We start from the raw sequence: 16,954 nt of genomic DNA, 5'->3' as shown, positions 1-16,954 counted from the left end.
TTAGTTTTTTGCCTCTTCCACCAAATCGTCCATCGAAACATCAAAATTATTAACTTCCTGAATAACCTTTGTTAACTCTGCATATTCACCAGGAAGGAGCATTTTTTTAAGTAAATTCTCGGCACCCATGACGCCATAGCTGTTTTGTAAGTCGACATTATGCAAATCGGGAAATTTCACACAAGCAGCCGTTAACTTTAGTACGTATAAATCATAGTCCGTCTCAGGCTGGTAAACATTTTTCTTGCCGGGTAACGGAACGCGCTTTGTTGCGCTCTTTCGATAAGCAGCATCCTCATCTGCCGTAACCGGGGCCACCTTCCACTTAATGGGTTGTCCATCCTCCCCTTTAAATCGTGTCGACACTATTACGTCTTTCACTGTTGATTTTTCTACGTTCTGTGCAAAAAAAGCTTGTAAGCTGCTCATATTTTTCACCATTCCTTTTTATTAATCAAAGAGCCTACTTAAGTAGGCTCCGAACTTCATTACATACCCGTAAGCAAATTGAACTTTTCCGGAATTTCAAAGTCGTCAAATGTAAATTCCATTTCCTCATCCAAGTACTCTGCATCTGCATCAAACTTGGTAATGATCCCCCCGTCAATATTGCAATCCTTAAGAATAACCGTTTGCCGGCCGACAGAAGAAGTTGGATCCTCATTCGTTACTTGGATATCAAAATAAATATCTTCACCCGTTTCTTTAAACCGGTAAAGGAGTTCACGGAAAATAGATGTATTGTAATGGAAGGTAGCAGAACCACTCCCGATCCAACCAGTTGATTTATTGCCTTTGCCGGTACGCCCTAAAATCGGCACCTCGCTTTTTTGTTTTTCGATTGACGCTTCAAGATTAATTGCTTGCATGAAATTATAACGATTTCCCTCAATTATTACATAACATTCTGCAAGAGAAGCACTTACTGCATCTTTAGCATTCATTGCTTGAGCCATAATTTACAACACTCCCTTCTTAATATACTGTTACCGTCATATATAATTGACTCATTGAATTAACAACCGTTACCCTATCACTGACAACAACAGCTTTCTTTCCTTCACCTTGACTTACGAGTACATCGTCGGCATTGAAATTTTCAATGGCCTGCAATGTTTCGAGTTCTTTATGGTGACTCACAACATCGTTCCAAAATGAGACCCTTCCTGATTCATTGTTTGGAATTTTCCCCAGATATTTATTATTGAAAAGCACAGCGATATCATTAGCAATTTGATCCAAGACACGGATGGTCTGGTTGCTGCTAAAATCACTGTTCTTCTCATCGGTATAAGTTGTAAGGGAGTTAATGTCTTCAAGGACACGAATCTCGTCTCCAACCTTGTGAAAAACAAATTTTCCCGCCCGCAAAGCATCCTCTAAAGCCTGTTGGGTAAAAGGGACATCAACCATATATTCCCCGTCATAGCGCTTATTCGTATTAGACTGGTTTACAGCACAGCCTGCCGCTGCTCCGGTAACCCAATAAACTAAGGATTGTTCCGGAACACCTTCTTCTAGCACTTGGTTTTCAACAGATATGACCCCTTCATAATCTGCTGGCGAACGATATACCACAGTTTGAAACTTCGCCCCTACTTTATCTCTCATTCTCTTTGTAAAAGCGACGAATAATGACTTGATCATAGGATCCCTTGCCGGGCATCCTAATGCATTAAATTGGTGCGATTCAATCGTGTCCAAAAATTGTTGATATACTTCACCAGTCGGCTCTGCGCCATTGCTCCCCCCAGTAAATGGAGTACCCGCTGTTTCCGCCAGTTCCGCATCTCTTTTCCACTCAACATATTCATTGGCGGTTAACTCGTCCATTGTTGCTACCGTTTGGGTATCTACTACTGTCGCGTCAAGTAATGTTGTAACATCGAATTTTTCAGGATCATCAAGATTAACAGTAATTACCGTTTTTAAGGAATTTCCTCTAATTCCACCATATAATGCTGTAGCAAAAGTATTTGCGGCCTTAGTACCTGAATTCAATCTATACAAATAGGCCGTATGGCTATTGCGGAATAAATCTCTAATCCCCTTTAATTTTTCATGATCATATGGATATCCAAACATCCTCAAAGAATGTCTTTCTAAATCCTTTGCCTTAACAGTAAAGATTTCTCTTTCCACCCCCCAGTCCAGCAAAATGGGAAATGCAGCGACTCCCCGTTCTGATAAAGTCGATGATGCTCTAGCCGCACTAATAAAATTAATATATGAACCAGGAAGCACCTTATTTTGCAATGTAAATGTTCCGCCACCTAATGCCATCTACTTCACCCTCTTCTTCATAAATTTTTCCATTTCTTCATGCACTTCCTTGAGCGAATATTTGTGCTCATCTTTTAGGAGCACTGTTAATAAATCCCTTCGCTCTTTGAACTTTACAGATGAGAGAATTTGCGTTTTTGAAAATGTAGCAGCTTTACTTGAATGTTTATTTGCCAATCTTATTCACCTCTTATGGAGCCTTCTACTGATAGTCCTTGCATCGCATCCTCTGGCTCCATTACTTTTAAAATATGGTAATCATAATTAATAAAAAAATGTAGAGCGCCATTCTCTATACGAGCGGATATCTTCGTTCCACGAAGTAAATCACCATTCGGGCAAGTAATGAATTCCATTTCTGTCCACAGTCTTGCCAGTATGGCATATGCCTCCCTATTCCCCGAAGCAAAATAGCGAATGTCAAAAGGAAGAGTAACAAAATAGCGATTTCCCATCCTTTTAGTCACCGTGATCTCTAAAGGAGCCATAAAAAAAGCAGGCCCCTCAATGCTTTCAGACTCTCCCTCAGTGTGAATCGGGTACTCATCACCAAAGCGATTGTGCAGCTTCATCACTATCGCATCTATTACGTCATTTAACTGCATCGCTATAGCCCTCCATAAAGCTTTAAAATTTTGTTCCTTTGCCACAGAATGCTTGTTCTGCAACATAGCTGGCACTGAGCATTCGCAAAACACTTCATTAACGTCTTAATACGATGCCCGTCCATAGATTTTTTAAAGTCCAACCCATTGACAGAGAGAACTTTAGCCAGCACTCTCAAATCTCGTAATCTGCTGCAACATTTCTCAACATACAGAGCTTGACATTACCGCGTAAAATTATTATTCAATTTTCCATGTGAACCGCATCATGCTTCGGCTGTCACTGCTTTCAAAATCGATATTGAGCGTAACCTTTTCATTTCCGTATCGTTCCGCCAGTCTGTGTAGAATGGAATTAAGGTACAAACAAAAAGGACTTTGATTTTTGCAGCTCTTTGATCTGCTCATCAAGTCCTTTAGAGATGATCCCATCATCACTTAATTCAATTTTTGCTTTGTCGATGAGATCAATGACAAGTTCAGCATCATGTACCTTGCCTTTAAGAGCAAGCTTTAAAGCATGCACTAGTTGAACTTCTTCCAGCTTTGCCTCAAAGCTTCTCTCATCTTCATCATAGCGCCTTTGCAGCTCCTTTAGCTTACTCTTATAAAAAGTAACCATTTTTCCATATTCGGCCATAATGGAATCGATTTGTGCCCTCTCAAGATCTAGACCTTTAAGAAATCCTCTTTTCATATCCTTTGCCTCCCATGACTACGATTATTTTACGTGGTTACGTCCACGGTCAGCTTTAATAGTTAACGTCCATAAATGCTAAAATGACGAAAGTCGTGCTTTTGAAAAGATTAGTATTCTATTAATCTATTCATTTGCCGAAGCAGTCATTAAGGGCAAATCCCTATTAAAACAATCTCTGCTGATTCTCGCGAGAAATCACCCTTTCCTGTCATTCATAAAGATTGAGCAACAAATAAATGTTCGAAACTCTGCCTCCAAAATAACGCAATCGATAGTTAGTCCACATAATGACCGTACAATGCCACCTCACTTTGATACGGCGATCACTTCATCGTTTTTTTGAAAAAGTGAGCGAGAGAAAATCGTCCATTTATTAACCCTTTCATAAATAGTGACTTTGTACGTCAACTTGTACGTCATGGAACCATTTGCTCCACTTTCTTTTTTGCCCGATCAATATACTGTTGCACGGTTCTCTTTTTTAAGCCAATTTCTTCAGCAATTTCTTGCATGCTCAATCCCTGTGCCACATGGAGGATATAGCACTGCCTTTCACGTAATGAAAATGATGATAGAATTTCAATCAGCACCTTTTTTTGCTCTGCCGGAATGCTCAAAGGCTTATCATTTGCTGTTAATTGTTCTGCAATATCCGGAATAATATCCATGCTTTCTAGAGAATGCTTTTGATAGATGCTTCTTTTGTCGACTCCACGCATGATTCCCGGTTGTCTCCCGGTCTCGAGCCATTCAATGACAAAATCCATATCCTCGATCATGCCGCTCACAATCTTTCTCTTCTCACTTTCTTCAGGTACCTCACTATTCAATTTTTTATGAAGCTTATTCAACTGTCGCTTCCCTTCAGCGTATTCCTGGATTAATTTATCAGTCCAATTCTGCATGAAACCACTCCTAAAAAAATTTTTATAATAGGAAACCATGTTTCTTTCCATGTGCGCTTTTTTGTTTAAATTCCCAGTTGACAAAGATTATTTTCAAAAAACGTTCTCCCCTCACCTTCACCCAAGCACGTTTGCCGTCATGCTGACATTGATGTTCCTAAAAGCGCTCATAAATTGTTCTAATTCGCTACATTTCCATTTTAAAAAAAGCGAGTTCCATTGAGGCTGCAACTCGTGATTAAATCAAGATGAGCTAACTCTTTATGACTTTTCAGCACACCTCCCTTGATTGTAGCGTTTTGCTACTAAGTGATTTTTAATATACAGTAGCGTTTCGCTACAGTCAAGACCCTTTATCGCATTGCTTTTTTTGTAGCCATTTGCTACAATCATGGTAATTGATGCAGAAATGAGGAATATCGATGCTTGGAGATAGATTAAAAAGGTTGCGGAATCAACGCGGACTGTCCCAAGAAGAACTGTCTAAGAGGCTTCATCTAAGTCGTGGTACATATGCCCACTACGAAATAAATAAAAGACAGCCAGATTATGTGACTCTACAAAAAATTGCTGATTTTTATGGAGTTACCACAGACCATTTACTGGGTAGAGATGAAGAAAAATATTTTTTAAATCGGGAAGCTGCAAAGAAGCTACAAAATTTTATTGAAGAAAAAGCTATTGACTACACAAAGATTAGAGACGAATTAAATATGTCTGACGAGCAATATTTAGAATTTAAACGAGGCCATGTCTATGTAACAGCAGAACAAATGAAAAGCTTGGAAAATATTTTAGATATTGATAAAAAGAAGATTATCGGACTGCCAAACGCTAATGTCGCTGGTCAAGAGCTAAACTTATCTCAGGACGAACTCCGAGTTTTTGCCGAATTAAAGAAGCATCCGATCCTTTTCAATGAACTCGCTTCAGATCCAGAAGGAAAAGTCAAAGAGCTCATAAAGCTTTACAAAATGAAAAAAATGTTTCTTGAAGACGACGCAGAAGAATATGGAGAAGGGTTTGGTGACATCGATGATTAACACGATCTAGTGGTCGTGTATCTTTTTAACTATTTATGGTAAAAATGAACTGTTTTTCAAATTTAAGGGGTTGAATATATGCAACTAACGAATGGCATCACAAAGACTGATGACTGGGAACAACGTGCTAATAAGGTGCTTTCCCACTTTAATTATCAGAGTCCCGATGAAATCGACATATATGATATTTGCTGGAGACACGGTGTCTCAGTGAAACCTTTAAGTTCTGAATTTTTGGAGCCGCAAATAGACTTTGATGCGATTAAACATCTGAGAGCCTTTTCCATTCCGAAGCCAAAGGCAAGAAGAGGGATTATTTATATAAGCTCAGAGTTAGACGCTGTCGAGAAAAAAATACTGCTCGCTGAGGAATTTTGCCACTGCTATTCACATTATGCTTCACAATTAAATTTGGACAAGCATTCTATCTCAAAAATGGAAAACCAAGCAAAAAGAATGGCCGCTTATTTGCTCATGCCTGCCATTTTTTTAAAGCAAGTGTATGCAGCTGCTGTTAGTGAACCCGTATTGATCTCCGATATTGCTGATCATTTTGTCGTTACCGAGGAGTTTGCCAGCTACCGATTAGAGCTCACTCACAAGCATAAAGTCGATGGATTTGCACTGCTGAAGGAACGACTGGGAAGCATCGAGTGGTTTTTGTAATAGTTTGATAGCGCACATTTGGGGCTGTCGAAAAGCCCCTTTTGTTTACTTATTTTCTTTTCAAGTCAATAAGATAACATTCATGTGCATTTATTCGATTACAGGGCATCTATTCATTATTCTACGATATTTTCGATCAAATCCGTATATGTTTTGACCCACATAAAAAATGGTAAATCATCATCCCACGTCACCATTTTCGTCGCTTTTGCGCTCCCCCAATCTAATAACCTTTGATGAAGCATATGTACTTTTAATCTTTTCATTATATCTTCCCTATTTTCCACCTTATTAAAATACGTGTCCACTAAATGTTTTGCTAGTTCCTCTTCATCGTTATCTGTATAATAGGTTATCATTTTGATTAGATCTGAAATAGGGTCTGCAAAATAAGAATTCGTAAAATCAAAAACACCACTTACTTTCCAGTCATCCACACCATCTACTAAAAAATTCCCTGGTTTAAAGTCCCCCATTACGAATGTAGGGCTGGAAAATGCCTTAAAGTTTTCCTCAGAATCAACTAATAATTTTTCCACCCAAGCTATATCTTGATTGGAAATTTTTGAGTACTTTTTCGCATCGTCTAACCAGTAGCGAATTCTATTAAAAAGCCATTTTGGATAAGAATCTCTAAACGGAGTAATAGTAAAATCTTGAACATTTAGTTCTCCACATTCATTAACCCTCCACTCGTGAAATGAACGTAGTGTTTCAGCTATTGATTCAGCTATCTTTAATTTATCTTCTTTTTTTAGACTATTTTTCAATATTTCGGAATTTAAATGCTCTCCCTTTAATTTTGGCATAATCGCATAACTCCAGCCGAAAATCTCATTCGAGTCATCAATGATGTAAGGGGCTGGAACAACGGTATCAGTTCGCTTATCCATTTCTTTAATAAAGTATCTTTCCTCTATCAATTGGCCTTCATAAAGTGGGTTCCCTTTAAAAACATAATTTCCTTTATTCGATGTTACAAACAGTGTTTGCCCCATTGCTCCATGGTCAGTTTTTTTAAAAGAAACAAGCTTCCCCAAATTGAACTTACTTAGCATATCCTGTATTTGTTGATCTTCTAATGTACCTAGTTTATTGGATGCAAAGATAATTTTTGAAGTCATATTATTCCCTCTTTCGATTTAAGGTCCTTTTGCAAATCGTCACCAATTTCATGAAAAAAAGCTTAATTAAAATTGGTCTTGCACTAACTCTTCTTGCATCTTTCTCATCTAGTGTCCCTGCTTCTACAGCTACACCCTCAACAATTACACCTAATGCATGTGGTGCCACAAGCTTTTATTGTTGGGAACTTTGGTAAAAATCCACAAGGGAACAACGCTTTCGCTCTCTTGCTATTTTGACAACTTTATATTTCCGGCATAACATCTTCGTACTGTGACACAAATATCATTATATGATACTTACCACTTGTTGTTTTCCTTTATTATTTAAGGAGTCTGTGTGTTTTTGAAGTAATTCCGTTGCACAGCAACTAAGTGTATTTGGGTCCACTTTAGCCCATTCTTTCGGATCACTCATTTGATTTTGATTAAATATCATCTGTGACAGATTATTACAAATGATAAAGTTTGCATATGGATGAGGGTTAGTCCTATTATTATCAGCATCCATTATAAACTTTTTCATCAAAATTTTATGATTTAAAGGATGATAAATAAGTTCAACAAGCTTAGCTCGATATTCTAAATCTCTAGAGCATAGGGATGGATAATCCTCATAATCAGCTAAGTGTTGAGCTTCATGAGCAAGATAAGAGATAGTAAAATCAGGCTTATTTAAAATCTTTTCATATCTCTCTTTTACACAAAATAAGCCGTTATTGGTTGCCCAGCCTCCAGCAGATCTACCTCCAAATGTGGCAAAATGCAACCAACTCAGCATGATAAAATCAGACATAAAATGAACTTTAACTTTTTTCGTCCTATCTGGTAGATTTACTTCATACTCAACGATTTCTTCTTTCCCCCATATGTATGGACCTCTAAAAGGTGGGGTAATTCCTCCTAAAAAATAATACCCTCTTAATTTAAATTCCTGAGCTAGCCTAGCTTCAATGGAATCTATGTCCTTTGCGCCATTGTAGTTTAATAGTAGTTTTAATAAGTTTTCCCTCAAAGATTCCTCTGCTTCAACTCTACTTTTTTTATTCGTTAACACGAAAATAAAATATTCGTTATAAGTCTTTATAACACTTTTAATCCAAGTATCCTTTGTCTTATATCGAAAGATTGGTTTACCTGAATAAAAGCGGTTGTAGTATTTCTGCTTTAATTTTTCTGTTTCTTTGTTAGAATTTATGTTTTGTAAATAGTCGTAAGCTGCATTCACATCCCCTTTTATACAAAAAGAGTAAAGAGTTCTTTTCATGTTATCCCTCCGTAAAACTGGCCAGTTTGTTAATAATAATTTTATATCAAATAAAGCTTATTGGTGGATTTTAGTTTTGTATTTTGTGTCTATAGCGAAACTCCTTGCTTACCTTTGTTATAAAAACTCGGCTTATATCCTTTGAAAAGGATTTTCTTGGAATGATCTGTGCCGTAGCAAGGACAATTCTTTTCATACTTGACATTGCATTTATACCTATATAACTTTTTTCATTATGTTTATTAAATAAGCATCTCATGTTCGAATAAACTTCGATAGGGTCAGTAAGCTTTTTAGTAAACATCAGTGAGAAGTAATTTTTTATAAATTTGCTATACATGTAGGTGAGTCAACTGGAAAACAGAAAGAGGATGACCATACAATTATCCATAACGATGCAAAGGAAAGTTGGAGGCTAAAAATAACTAATAAGTCCTCCTTATGCTGCAGCTGGTCAGGTCTGACGATGGAAATAATTTTCGAAAGACAAGTTTAGCTTCGTCATTGTTGTGTAGAACCCAAAATAGCAGATCAATTACCGATTGAACCCAACGCTGAGTGTTATTAATTTTTATCGGATTTTCTGTAAACAGGCTTGAACCTACAGTACTTGATCCTCAATAAATTCATAAAATTAATTAACTATTAAATATATTGAGGTGATTGCTTGTGGTTTTTGTTCATCCTTTACACCACCATTTCATGCAATGGTGCTGCGACACTTGTTATGACGATCTTGGCAGACCAAGACTTTGTAACTGTAGACCTGATTGTTATGCCTATTATGCAAATCAACCTTATTACTTGTTTTATTAATGGATAGAGGTAGTTCCTCTATTTTTTTATTTCATAATTCTTTTCAAACACCATCAAAATTTATAAGCAGTGAAATAAATACTGGATGTATTATTCACCCGAACAACTGATTGAAGCTTAAAAATCAAATGGAAAAAATGCAAAAAATACAAAATGATTTCGAAAACTCATGTTTTTATTAGGATTCCACAAAAAGCAAAAAAGCGTCAATCCCTTGATACTATTGGGATTGACGCTTTTTAATCTAACTCTCTAAAACATACAGTACGCCCTCGGAGGGAATCGAACCCCCATTTTAAGAACCGGAATCTTACGTGCTATCCGTTGCACCACGAGGGCAAATTAACGATGCGCCAATTTTGGACGCTTCCCTATTATATGCCATGTCTGCCTGTTTTTCAAGTGAGAAAATTCTCATCGCCCTTACAATCCGTTGTGTTTAAATCATTTCAGTTTGGTTATGATGAGAAGTGGACAATACATATTTTTTAATGGTGAAAAAAGTCGAAGAAATCTTGCTCAAGATCCAATCGAATTGTTTGACCTTTTTTGACTATCAGTGTATCATAACTTACATAACAGTAGTATTTGTCTTAAAGGTGCATACTTTTGTTTTTACAGATTCTCTGACAGAATTTATAACCATTTAAAGGAGGAACATAAAATGAATTTGATCCCTACAGTTATTGAACAGACTAATCGTGGTGAACGTGCGTATGACATTTATTCCCGCCTTTTAAAAGATCGCATCATTATGCTTGGAAGTGCGATTGATGATAATGTCGCTAACTCCATTGTTGCTCAATTACTTTTCTTAGAAGCTGAAAACCCTGAAAAGGATATCACTCTTTACATTAACAGCCCAGGTGGCAGTATCACTGCTGGTATGGCGATTTATGATACGATGCAGTATTTAAAGCCTAATGTGCAAACAATTTGTATCGGTATGGCTGCTTCCATGGGTGCTTTCCTATTAGCAGCTGGTGAAAAAGGTAAGCGTTACGCTCTTCCAAACGCTGAAGTCATGATTCACCAACCGCTTGGTGGTGCTCAAGGGCAAGCAACGGAAATCGAGATTGCAGCAAAACGCATTTTATTCCTTCGTGAAAAACTTAATACGATTCTATCTGAGCGTACAGGTCAACCGCTTGATGTTATCGCGAAGGATACGGATCGCGACAACTTCATGACTGCTGAAAAAGCTAAAGAATACGGCCTAGTAGACCATATCATTACTCGCAACACATTAAACGAAAAAAAATAACTTTGTAATTGAAAGACTGTTTCCATTAAGCGATTTAAAACTACGCTTGATGGAAACAGTCTTTTTTATGCGTTGATAAAAACCTCATATATGATTCTTTCTAAAATGTCTTGTATTCAAGCCGTTTCAGCTTTTTGCATGATAGGGAGCAGACGCTATTAGCCCTTCTCCCTTTCCATGCGGACACGAGTTTTCCCTTTTTTTCCTCTTTTTTGTCCTCATAAACGCTCCATGCGGACACCATTTTCCCTTTTTTCTCTTTTCCTGTCCTCATGAACGCTCCATGCGGACACGCTCTTCCCTTTTTTCCCTTTTCCTGTCCTCATGAACGACTCATGCAGACACCATTTTCCCTTTTTCCTCTTTTTCTGTCCTCATGAACGCTCCATGCGGACACGCTCTTCCCTTTTTTCCCTTTTCCTGTCCTCATGAACGCTCCATGCGGACACGATTTTCCCCTTTTTCCCTTTTCCTGTCCTCATGAACACCTCATGCGGACACCATTTTCCCTTTTTTCTCTTTTCTTGTCCTCTTGAACACCTCATGAGGACACACTCCGATACTTTCCGCTTAATTACATCCTCATGAACGCTCCATCAAGACACACTCCGATTCTTTTCTCCGCATAATCAAATACTAATTAATGCTCCGTCAGGCGGAAAATAGGATTGTAAAGGGAGCTGTGGGAGCGATAAAGCAGGGACAGGGTGCTTGTGCTGCAGAGATTCGCCGGTTTAATTTTCTGCCCGCTGCACAAAAAAGAAGCTGCCGTCAGCATCGCTTCTTGCAGCTTCTTTCCGTTATTTAGACCCCTCAATCAAGTGTTTAATCCTGTTGCACGTATGTGGCGAGTGCTTCTAGCGCCTCTTGTTCGTCGCTGCCTTCAGCGATTAGGGTAATATTTGCGCCGGAATTAATGGCGAGGCTCATAAGCCCCATAATGCTTTTAGCATTGACTTGCTTGCCGTCTTTTTCGATGTAGATATCTGATGAGAAACGTGTAGCTTCTTGGACAAACAAGGCAGCTGGACGTGCCTGCAACCCCGTCTTTAATTTGACTTCGACTTTTTTCTCTACCATATCCTTCTTCCTCCCTGAAAAGTCTCTCTCTTTTTTTCTCTATATAAAAATGAACTTCAACATTTATTGAATTGGTTCACCAGCTCTTAGCTTTTCAGCAATTTCGTCAATTTTTCTAAGACGATGGTTAATGCCGGATTTACTGATTTGACCGCCCGAAACCATTTCTCCCAGTTCTTTTAACGTAACATCTTGATAGGCAACTCGCAGTTCAGCAATTTCTCGTAATTTATCTGGCAGAATATCTAAGCCGACTGTTTCTTGAATGAAACGAATATTTTCCACTTGCCTTAACGCTGCTCCAATCGTTTTATTCAAATTCGCTGTTTCACAATTAACTAGACGATTAACGGAATTTCTCATATCTCGTACGATGCGGATGTCCTCAAATTTTAACAATGCATTATGAGCACCGATGATATTTAAATACTCCGTAATTTTTTCCGCTTCCTTTAAATAGGTGATATAGCCTTTTTTCCGTTCTAATGTTTTGCTGTTTAACTCAAAGGAATTCATTAATTCACATAAGGCATCATTATGTTCCTTGTACAAAGAAGCGATCTCTAAATGGTAGGAAGACGTCTCCGGATTATTAACAGAACCTCCGGCAAGAAATGAACCACGGAGATAGGAGCGCTTGCAGCACTTCTTTTTCACTAATTCCTTGGAAATATCATGGGCAAATACGAACCCTTCTTGAAGAATTTTTAAATCCTCTAATATTTCTTTCGCTTGCTGTGAAAGCCTTACGATATACACATTATTCTTTTTGAGCCGCATTTTCTTTCGAACTAATAATTCGACTTGTGCATTGTAATTTTTCTTCAGTAATGTGTAAATTCTTCTAGCAATGGCAGCGTTTTCCGTTTGAACATCTACAACAAGCTTACGATTGGAGAAGGATAAGGAGCCATTCATTCGAATCAGGGCTGATAATTCAGCCTTGCCACAACAATCCTTTAATTCTAAGTTTGTTAGCTCCTTCTTTGTTTCTGAAGCGAATGACATCCCTATACCCCCTAAAGCACAACAAACTGAATCAACACGGATTCACTTATTTACGCTTTAAATCTCTTTTTGGTTTCATTTAATAAGATTGAATATAAAATATTGGCGACTTCTTTCGTATCATGGCGAATGACACCATTCTCCAAGGTCATGATCTCGCCTTGCACTACTTCAAGCCCCAGTTCATATAATTGAGTAAAATCGAAGTGAACAGGCTTTGAATACTCCTCGCTATAACGCTCTAAAATCGAGCTCGGGATGTTTTCACTATTCACTAAAATCGTGTCTAAAAATCTGCTCTTCATATGATCATATAAAGCTTTTACATGGTCGCTTGCCGTATAATCTAATGTTTCCCCTGCTTGGGTCATAAGATTGCATATATATACTTTCTTCGCCCTAGCTCGGCATATTTCTTGTCCCAATTTAGGTACGAGAAGATTAGGCAAAATGCTCGTATACAGACTGCCAGGACCAATAATAATCAAGTCCGCCTGTCTAATCGCATGAACTGTCTCTGGCAATGGATGGGCAATCTCTGGAGTTAAAAAAACACGCTTTATTCTCTTTCCTGAATAAGGAATTTTAGACTCACCTGAGACAATCGTTCCATCCTCCATTTCTGCATGCAGAATCACACTTTCGGCAGCCGCCGGCAAGACCCGTCCATTTACATTTAACACTTTACTCATTTCTTGGATTGCATGAACAAAATTACCTGTAATCGATGTCATGGCAGCGAGAATCAGGTTGCCAAGAGAATGGCCTGAAAGTTCATTTGACGTCTTAAAACGATGCTGAAACATCTCTTCAATCAGTGGCTCTACGTCGGATAAGGCTGCTAAAACATTGCGGATATCACCTGGTGGAGGGATATCCAAATCATCCCTTAAACGTCCAGAGCTTCCTCCGTCATCGGCTACTGTCACGACAGCCGTTATATCAAGGGGATACTTTTTCAATCCTCTTAATAACACAGGCAAGCCGGTTCCGCCTCCGATGATGACAATTTTGGGCTGTCCGTTTTTGGTCATGTTGTTTTTTCCTTTCTCCTTTCAATATCTCGGTGAGAAGCACGAGTATGGTAGTCCTTTTCAAAGTAACGAGCCAGGTATTCCGTTAAGGCAACAGAACGGTGCTGTCCACCTGTACAGCCAATTGCAATCACAAGCTGTGATTTTCCTTCGCGTTTATAATGAGGGAGCATAAAGCTTAGTAAGCTCGTAACCTTTTCTAAAAACTTATTCGTCTCATTCCACTTTAAAACATAGTTGTAAACCTCTTCATCAAGTCCCGTCTTCGGCCGCATATGGTCGATATAATGAGGGTTGGGTAGAAAACGTACGTCAAAAACTAAATCTGCATCGATGGGAATCCCATGCTTAAATCCGAAAGACATAACATTGACAGTAAAAGTTGACTTTTTATTGGCAGAGAATTCTTGGATAATCCGTTCACGCAGTTCCTTCGGCTTTAGTTTTGAAGTATTATAGATGATTTGAGCTCTCCCTTTTAACTCTTCTAACAGCTCTCTTTCTAACTGAATTCCTTCAAGAGGCAAACCTGATGGAGCAAGAGGATGGGATCTTCTAGTTTCTTTATATCTTCGAACGAGGCAGCTGTCATCCGCATCTAAGAACAAGATTTGTGGCGCCACCCAAGAGGTTTCTGCTAGTTCATCTAGCGCTCTAAACAAATGGTCAAAGAATTCTCTTCCCCTCAAATCCATCACCAAGGCAACCTTGTTCATTTTGCTGCCCGAATCTTTCATTAGTTCAAGAAACTTAGGCAATAATGTTGGCGGTAAATTGTCTACACAAAAAAAGCCAAGATCTTCAAAGCTTTGAATCGCAACTGTTTTTCCTGCACCTGACATTCCCGTAATAATGACCATTTGTGTATCATTAACTGCTCCGGTACTCATATACATTCCCCCATTCACTTCTTTCAATCGAGTGCCGTTTGTAGTTATGGTAAGTCTATTTTTCAGGTTTATCTCGTATAGATTATGTTTTCTACAAAGTTTTACTTAACTTCGATAGAATTAATTTTGAGTAAATTTCACAACGGTTGAAGGGAATGACCAGCACGATTTCTAATAAAATATGCTGAGAATGCTAAAAAGGATAGTGCCATTTCTCCTTTTAGCTTGGGTCTAAGCGGTATTGCAGAAGTTTAAAATCCTCTGTATAAGTAAAGGTGCCGTAAATAATCCCTTGCCCTTGCACCATATAATCCAATATATGATAATCTCCCTCTGCCATTGGTAATTTTTTGATTTCCTCAAGAGGATGCCATGCTAGCTTGCCCTCTTCCGATTCCTCTAAATGAATTCCATCTGCATTCTCCGCAAAAAAAGTAAACATCATCCACTCCGATAAGACCTGATCTCCATCCTTCATAATAAAGGTAAAAATCCCCTTAAGATGAGGGTTTTTTAAGTAAATGCCTGTTTCTTCTCTAAATTCACGAATACAGGAATCACGGACTGATTCACCCGGTTCCATTTTCCCACCTGGCGCAACCCACCATCCTCGTTTCGGCTTTTGTAATAACAACACTTTATTGTCTTTTAAAAGTACACAATTAGTAACCCGCTGCATTTTTTCCACCTCTGACTTCACACCACATCATTATGAATTTCCCTCAACCTCTGTGAAAATTACTCAATCCAATCCCTTCACTTGATTATACTATTTTTAACAAATCCCCACAATGAATAGGGGTTCTCAAACAAAAAAGACAAGCAACATGTCACATTTAAGGCATTGTTTTAGTGATAAAAGCTCCATTGAACGATCCTCTGATTTCATTTTCATGGAATCATGATCGAAAAAAATCACATAAAACAAAGCCAAATAAAAAAAAAGAGCACAAGTTTCCTTGTGCCGTCCAAGTGTATATATTTTAAAAGGGGGTCAATTTCTATTCTTATCATAACGAATGTTTATTTCACTACTGTTACAATAGAATTAAAAGGGAGTAACGTTTTGTAAATTCTGACGCATTTGGTAAGTTATAGCGATTTTTTTGTTTGTTAAAAAGAAAGAAACGCCATTAACCCCATTTTTCCCCAAAAGTCCGTATTATGCTTTTGCTTTTAAAGATTCCTGCAACTCTTCTACATAATGCTGTGCACTTTGGGCTGCAATACTTCCGTCCCCAGTGGCGGTAACAATTTGGCGAAGCATTTTTTCGCGGATATCCCCAGCGGCAAAAATTCCCGGCACACTTGTCTCCATTTTTTCATTTGTCACAATATAGCCATTCTCATTTGTAATTCCGAGGTTTTCAAATGGCTTTGATAAAGGAATCATGCCAATGTAGACAAAAACACCGTCTGTCTTGAACTCTCGCTCTGCTCCGTCTTCTGTTGAAACAAGGGTGACACTGCCGACTTTCCCATCTTTCTCATGGATTTCCTTCACTGTATGATTCCAAATGAAATCAATTTTTTCATTATCAAAAGCACGTTGTTGAAGGATTTTTTGTGCTCTTAATTCGTCACGGCGATGCACGATTGTCACCTTTGAAGCAAAGCGAGTTAAATAAACGCCTTCCTCAACGGCCGAATCACCGCCCCCAACTACTAATAATTCCTTTTCTTTAAAGAACGCACCGTCACAGACAGCACAGTAAGAGACTCCCCGTCCACCAAGCTCTTTTTCGCCAGGAATGCCGATTTTTTTATACTCAGCTCCGGCAGAAATGATGACAGCACGAGCTTTATATTCTTTCGAACCTGCTTTTATTGTTTTGTATTCTTCTCCATCGATCACTTCTTTAATATCCCCATAGGCATATTCAGCCCCAAATTTCTTCGCGTGATCGAACATTTTCGTTGATAAATCTGGCCCTAAAATGTGGTCATAGCCAGGATAATTCTCCACTTCTTCCGTATTCGCCATTTGACCACCAGGAATTCCCCTCTCAATCATCAACGTGGAAAGATTAGCACGAGATGTATAAACAGCAGCGGTCATTCCCGCCGGTCCGGCACCAATAATAATAACATCATATATTTTTTCATCAGACATAGTAGTATCCCACTCCTTTAAGTAGCATCCCATTAACATGAATAGTATTTCCTAACTAACCATATCCTATAAAATAATGGCGGCATCGTCCATATTTATGCTCAATTTCTTCTATGCAAACTGAGGTAACAAGGTCAGCCGAGATTCGAAAATAGA

At 38.4% G+C, this 16,954-nt stretch carries 18 protein-coding genes and 1 tRNA gene; 3 read left to right on the top strand and 16 right to left on the bottom strand.

Features of this window, described 5'->3' with window-relative positions:
- The 7 genes from NST02_RS04925 to NST02_RS04895 all read right to left on the bottom strand — a co-directional run bounded on the left by NST02_RS04925 (position 1) and on the right by NST02_RS04895 (position 4,493).
- Positions 1–429, bottom strand: a complete 429-nt coding sequence (locus tag NST02_RS04925; RefSeq protein ID WP_340948237.1) for a phage tail assembly chaperone — start codon at positions 427–429, stop codon at positions 1–3.
- 59 nt (positions 430–488) lie between these two features.
- Positions 489–956 (bottom strand): phage tail tube protein, encoded by a 468-nt coding sequence (locus tag NST02_RS04920; RefSeq protein ID WP_340948236.1) that lies wholly within the window; start codon positions 954–956, stop codon positions 489–491.
- 19 nt (positions 957–975) lie between these two features.
- Positions 976–2,283, bottom strand: coding sequence for a phage tail sheath family protein (locus NST02_RS04915; protein WP_340948235.1), 1,308 nt, complete (start codon positions 2,281–2,283; stop codon positions 976–978).
- Positions 2,284–2,460: a hypothetical protein gene (locus NST02_RS04910; protein WP_340948234.1), complete on the bottom strand. Its 177-nt coding sequence runs from the start codon at positions 2,458–2,460 to the stop codon at positions 2,284–2,286.
- 2 nt (positions 2,461–2,462) lie between these two features.
- On the bottom strand, positions 2,463–2,888 hold the full coding sequence (locus tag NST02_RS04905; RefSeq protein ID WP_340948233.1) for a phage tail terminator family protein: 426 nt from the start codon (positions 2,886–2,888) through the stop codon (positions 2,463–2,465).
- A 355-nt stretch (positions 2,889–3,243) separates the two neighbouring features.
- The gene (locus tag NST02_RS04900) at positions 3,244–3,585 is read right to left on the bottom strand and encodes a phage scaffolding protein (RefSeq protein WP_340948232.1); all 342 of its coding nucleotides are present in this window, start codon (positions 3,583–3,585) and stop codon (positions 3,244–3,246) included.
- A gap of 419 nt (positions 3,586–4,004) precedes the next feature.
- Entirely contained in the window at positions 4,005–4,493 is a 489-nt protein-coding gene (locus NST02_RS04895; protein WP_212933717.1) for a sigma factor-like helix-turn-helix DNA-binding protein, read from the bottom strand.
- A gap of 422 nt (positions 4,494–4,915) precedes the next feature.
- Here NST02_RS04895 and NST02_RS04890 point away from each other — a divergent pair, with 422 nt between their 5' ends.
- Positions 4,916–5,536, top strand: coding sequence for a helix-turn-helix domain-containing protein (locus NST02_RS04890; RefSeq protein WP_340948231.1), 621 nt, complete (start codon positions 4,916–4,918; stop codon positions 5,534–5,536).
- Positions 5,537–5,614: 78 nt separating this feature from the next.
- On the top strand, positions 5,615–6,202 hold the full coding sequence (locus NST02_RS04885; RefSeq protein ID WP_340948230.1) for an ImmA/IrrE family metallo-endopeptidase: 588 nt from the start codon (positions 5,615–5,617) through the stop codon (positions 6,200–6,202).
- 116 nt (positions 6,203–6,318) lie between these two features.
- Here the strand turns inward: NST02_RS04885 and NST02_RS04880 are convergent, their stop codons facing one another.
- The 3 genes from NST02_RS04880 to NST02_RS04870 all read right to left on the bottom strand — a co-directional run bounded on the left by NST02_RS04880 (position 6,319) and on the right by NST02_RS04870 (position 9,748).
- Positions 6,319–7,326, bottom strand: a complete 1,008-nt coding sequence (locus NST02_RS04880; RefSeq protein WP_340948229.1) for an aminoglycoside phosphotransferase family protein — start codon at positions 7,324–7,326, stop codon at positions 6,319–6,321.
- 289 nt (positions 7,327–7,615) lie between these two features.
- A complete protein-coding gene (locus tag NST02_RS04875; protein ID WP_340948228.1) occupies positions 7,616–8,593 on the bottom strand; it encodes a hypothetical protein in 978 nt (325 codons plus the stop codon).
- A gap of 1,083 nt (positions 8,594–9,676) precedes the next feature.
- Positions 9,677–9,748 (bottom strand) — tRNA-Arg (locus NST02_RS04870).
- A gap of 295 nt (positions 9,749–10,043) precedes the next feature.
- Here NST02_RS04870 and clpP point away from each other — a divergent pair.
- Entirely contained in the window at positions 10,044–10,673 is a 630-nt protein-coding gene (gene clpP, locus NST02_RS04865) for an ATP-dependent Clp endopeptidase proteolytic subunit ClpP (protein ID WP_268951605.1), read from the top strand.
- Between the two features lie 825 nt (positions 10,674–11,498).
- Here the strand turns inward: clpP and NST02_RS04860 are convergent.
- From NST02_RS04860 to trxB, 6 genes are all read right to left on the bottom strand, one after another.
- A complete protein-coding gene (locus NST02_RS04860; protein ID WP_095310398.1) occupies positions 11,499–11,753 on the bottom strand; it encodes an HPr family phosphocarrier protein in 255 nt (84 codons plus the stop codon).
- Between the two features lie 63 nt (positions 11,754–11,816).
- A complete protein-coding gene (whiA, locus tag NST02_RS04855; protein ID WP_137744356.1) occupies positions 11,817–12,761 on the bottom strand; it encodes a DNA-binding protein WhiA in 945 nt (314 codons plus the stop codon).
- A 50-nt stretch (positions 12,762–12,811) separates the two neighbouring features.
- Positions 12,812–13,795, bottom strand: a complete 984-nt coding sequence (locus tag NST02_RS04850) for a gluconeogenesis factor YvcK family protein (RefSeq protein WP_137744357.1) — start codon at positions 13,793–13,795, stop codon at positions 12,812–12,814.
- Positions 13,792–14,685: an RNase adapter RapZ gene (gene rapZ / locus NST02_RS04845; protein WP_137744358.1), complete on the bottom strand. Its 894-nt coding sequence runs from the start codon at positions 14,683–14,685 to the stop codon at positions 13,792–13,794. Before rapZ ends, NST02_RS04850 begins: the two co-directional genes overlap by 4 nt.
- Before the next feature lie 220 nt (positions 14,686–14,905).
- Complete coding sequence (locus NST02_RS04840) at positions 14,906–15,364, bottom strand: NUDIX hydrolase (protein ID WP_137744359.1); 459 nt, start codon at positions 15,362–15,364, stop codon at positions 14,906–14,908.
- Positions 15,365–15,847: 483 nt separating this feature from the next.
- The gene (trxB, locus tag NST02_RS04835; protein WP_137744360.1) at positions 15,848–16,798 is read right to left on the bottom strand and encodes a thioredoxin-disulfide reductase; all 951 of its coding nucleotides are present in this window, start codon (positions 16,796–16,798) and stop codon (positions 15,848–15,850) included.
- Positions 16,799–16,954 lie beyond the last annotated feature (156 nt).

The organism is Robertmurraya sp. FSL W8-0741 (genome assembly GCF_038004005.1).
Taxonomy (GTDB): domain Bacteria; phylum Bacillota; class Bacilli; order Bacillales; family Cytobacillaceae; genus Robertmurraya; species Robertmurraya siralis.
This window is presented reverse-complemented; position numbering and strand designations above follow the sequence as displayed.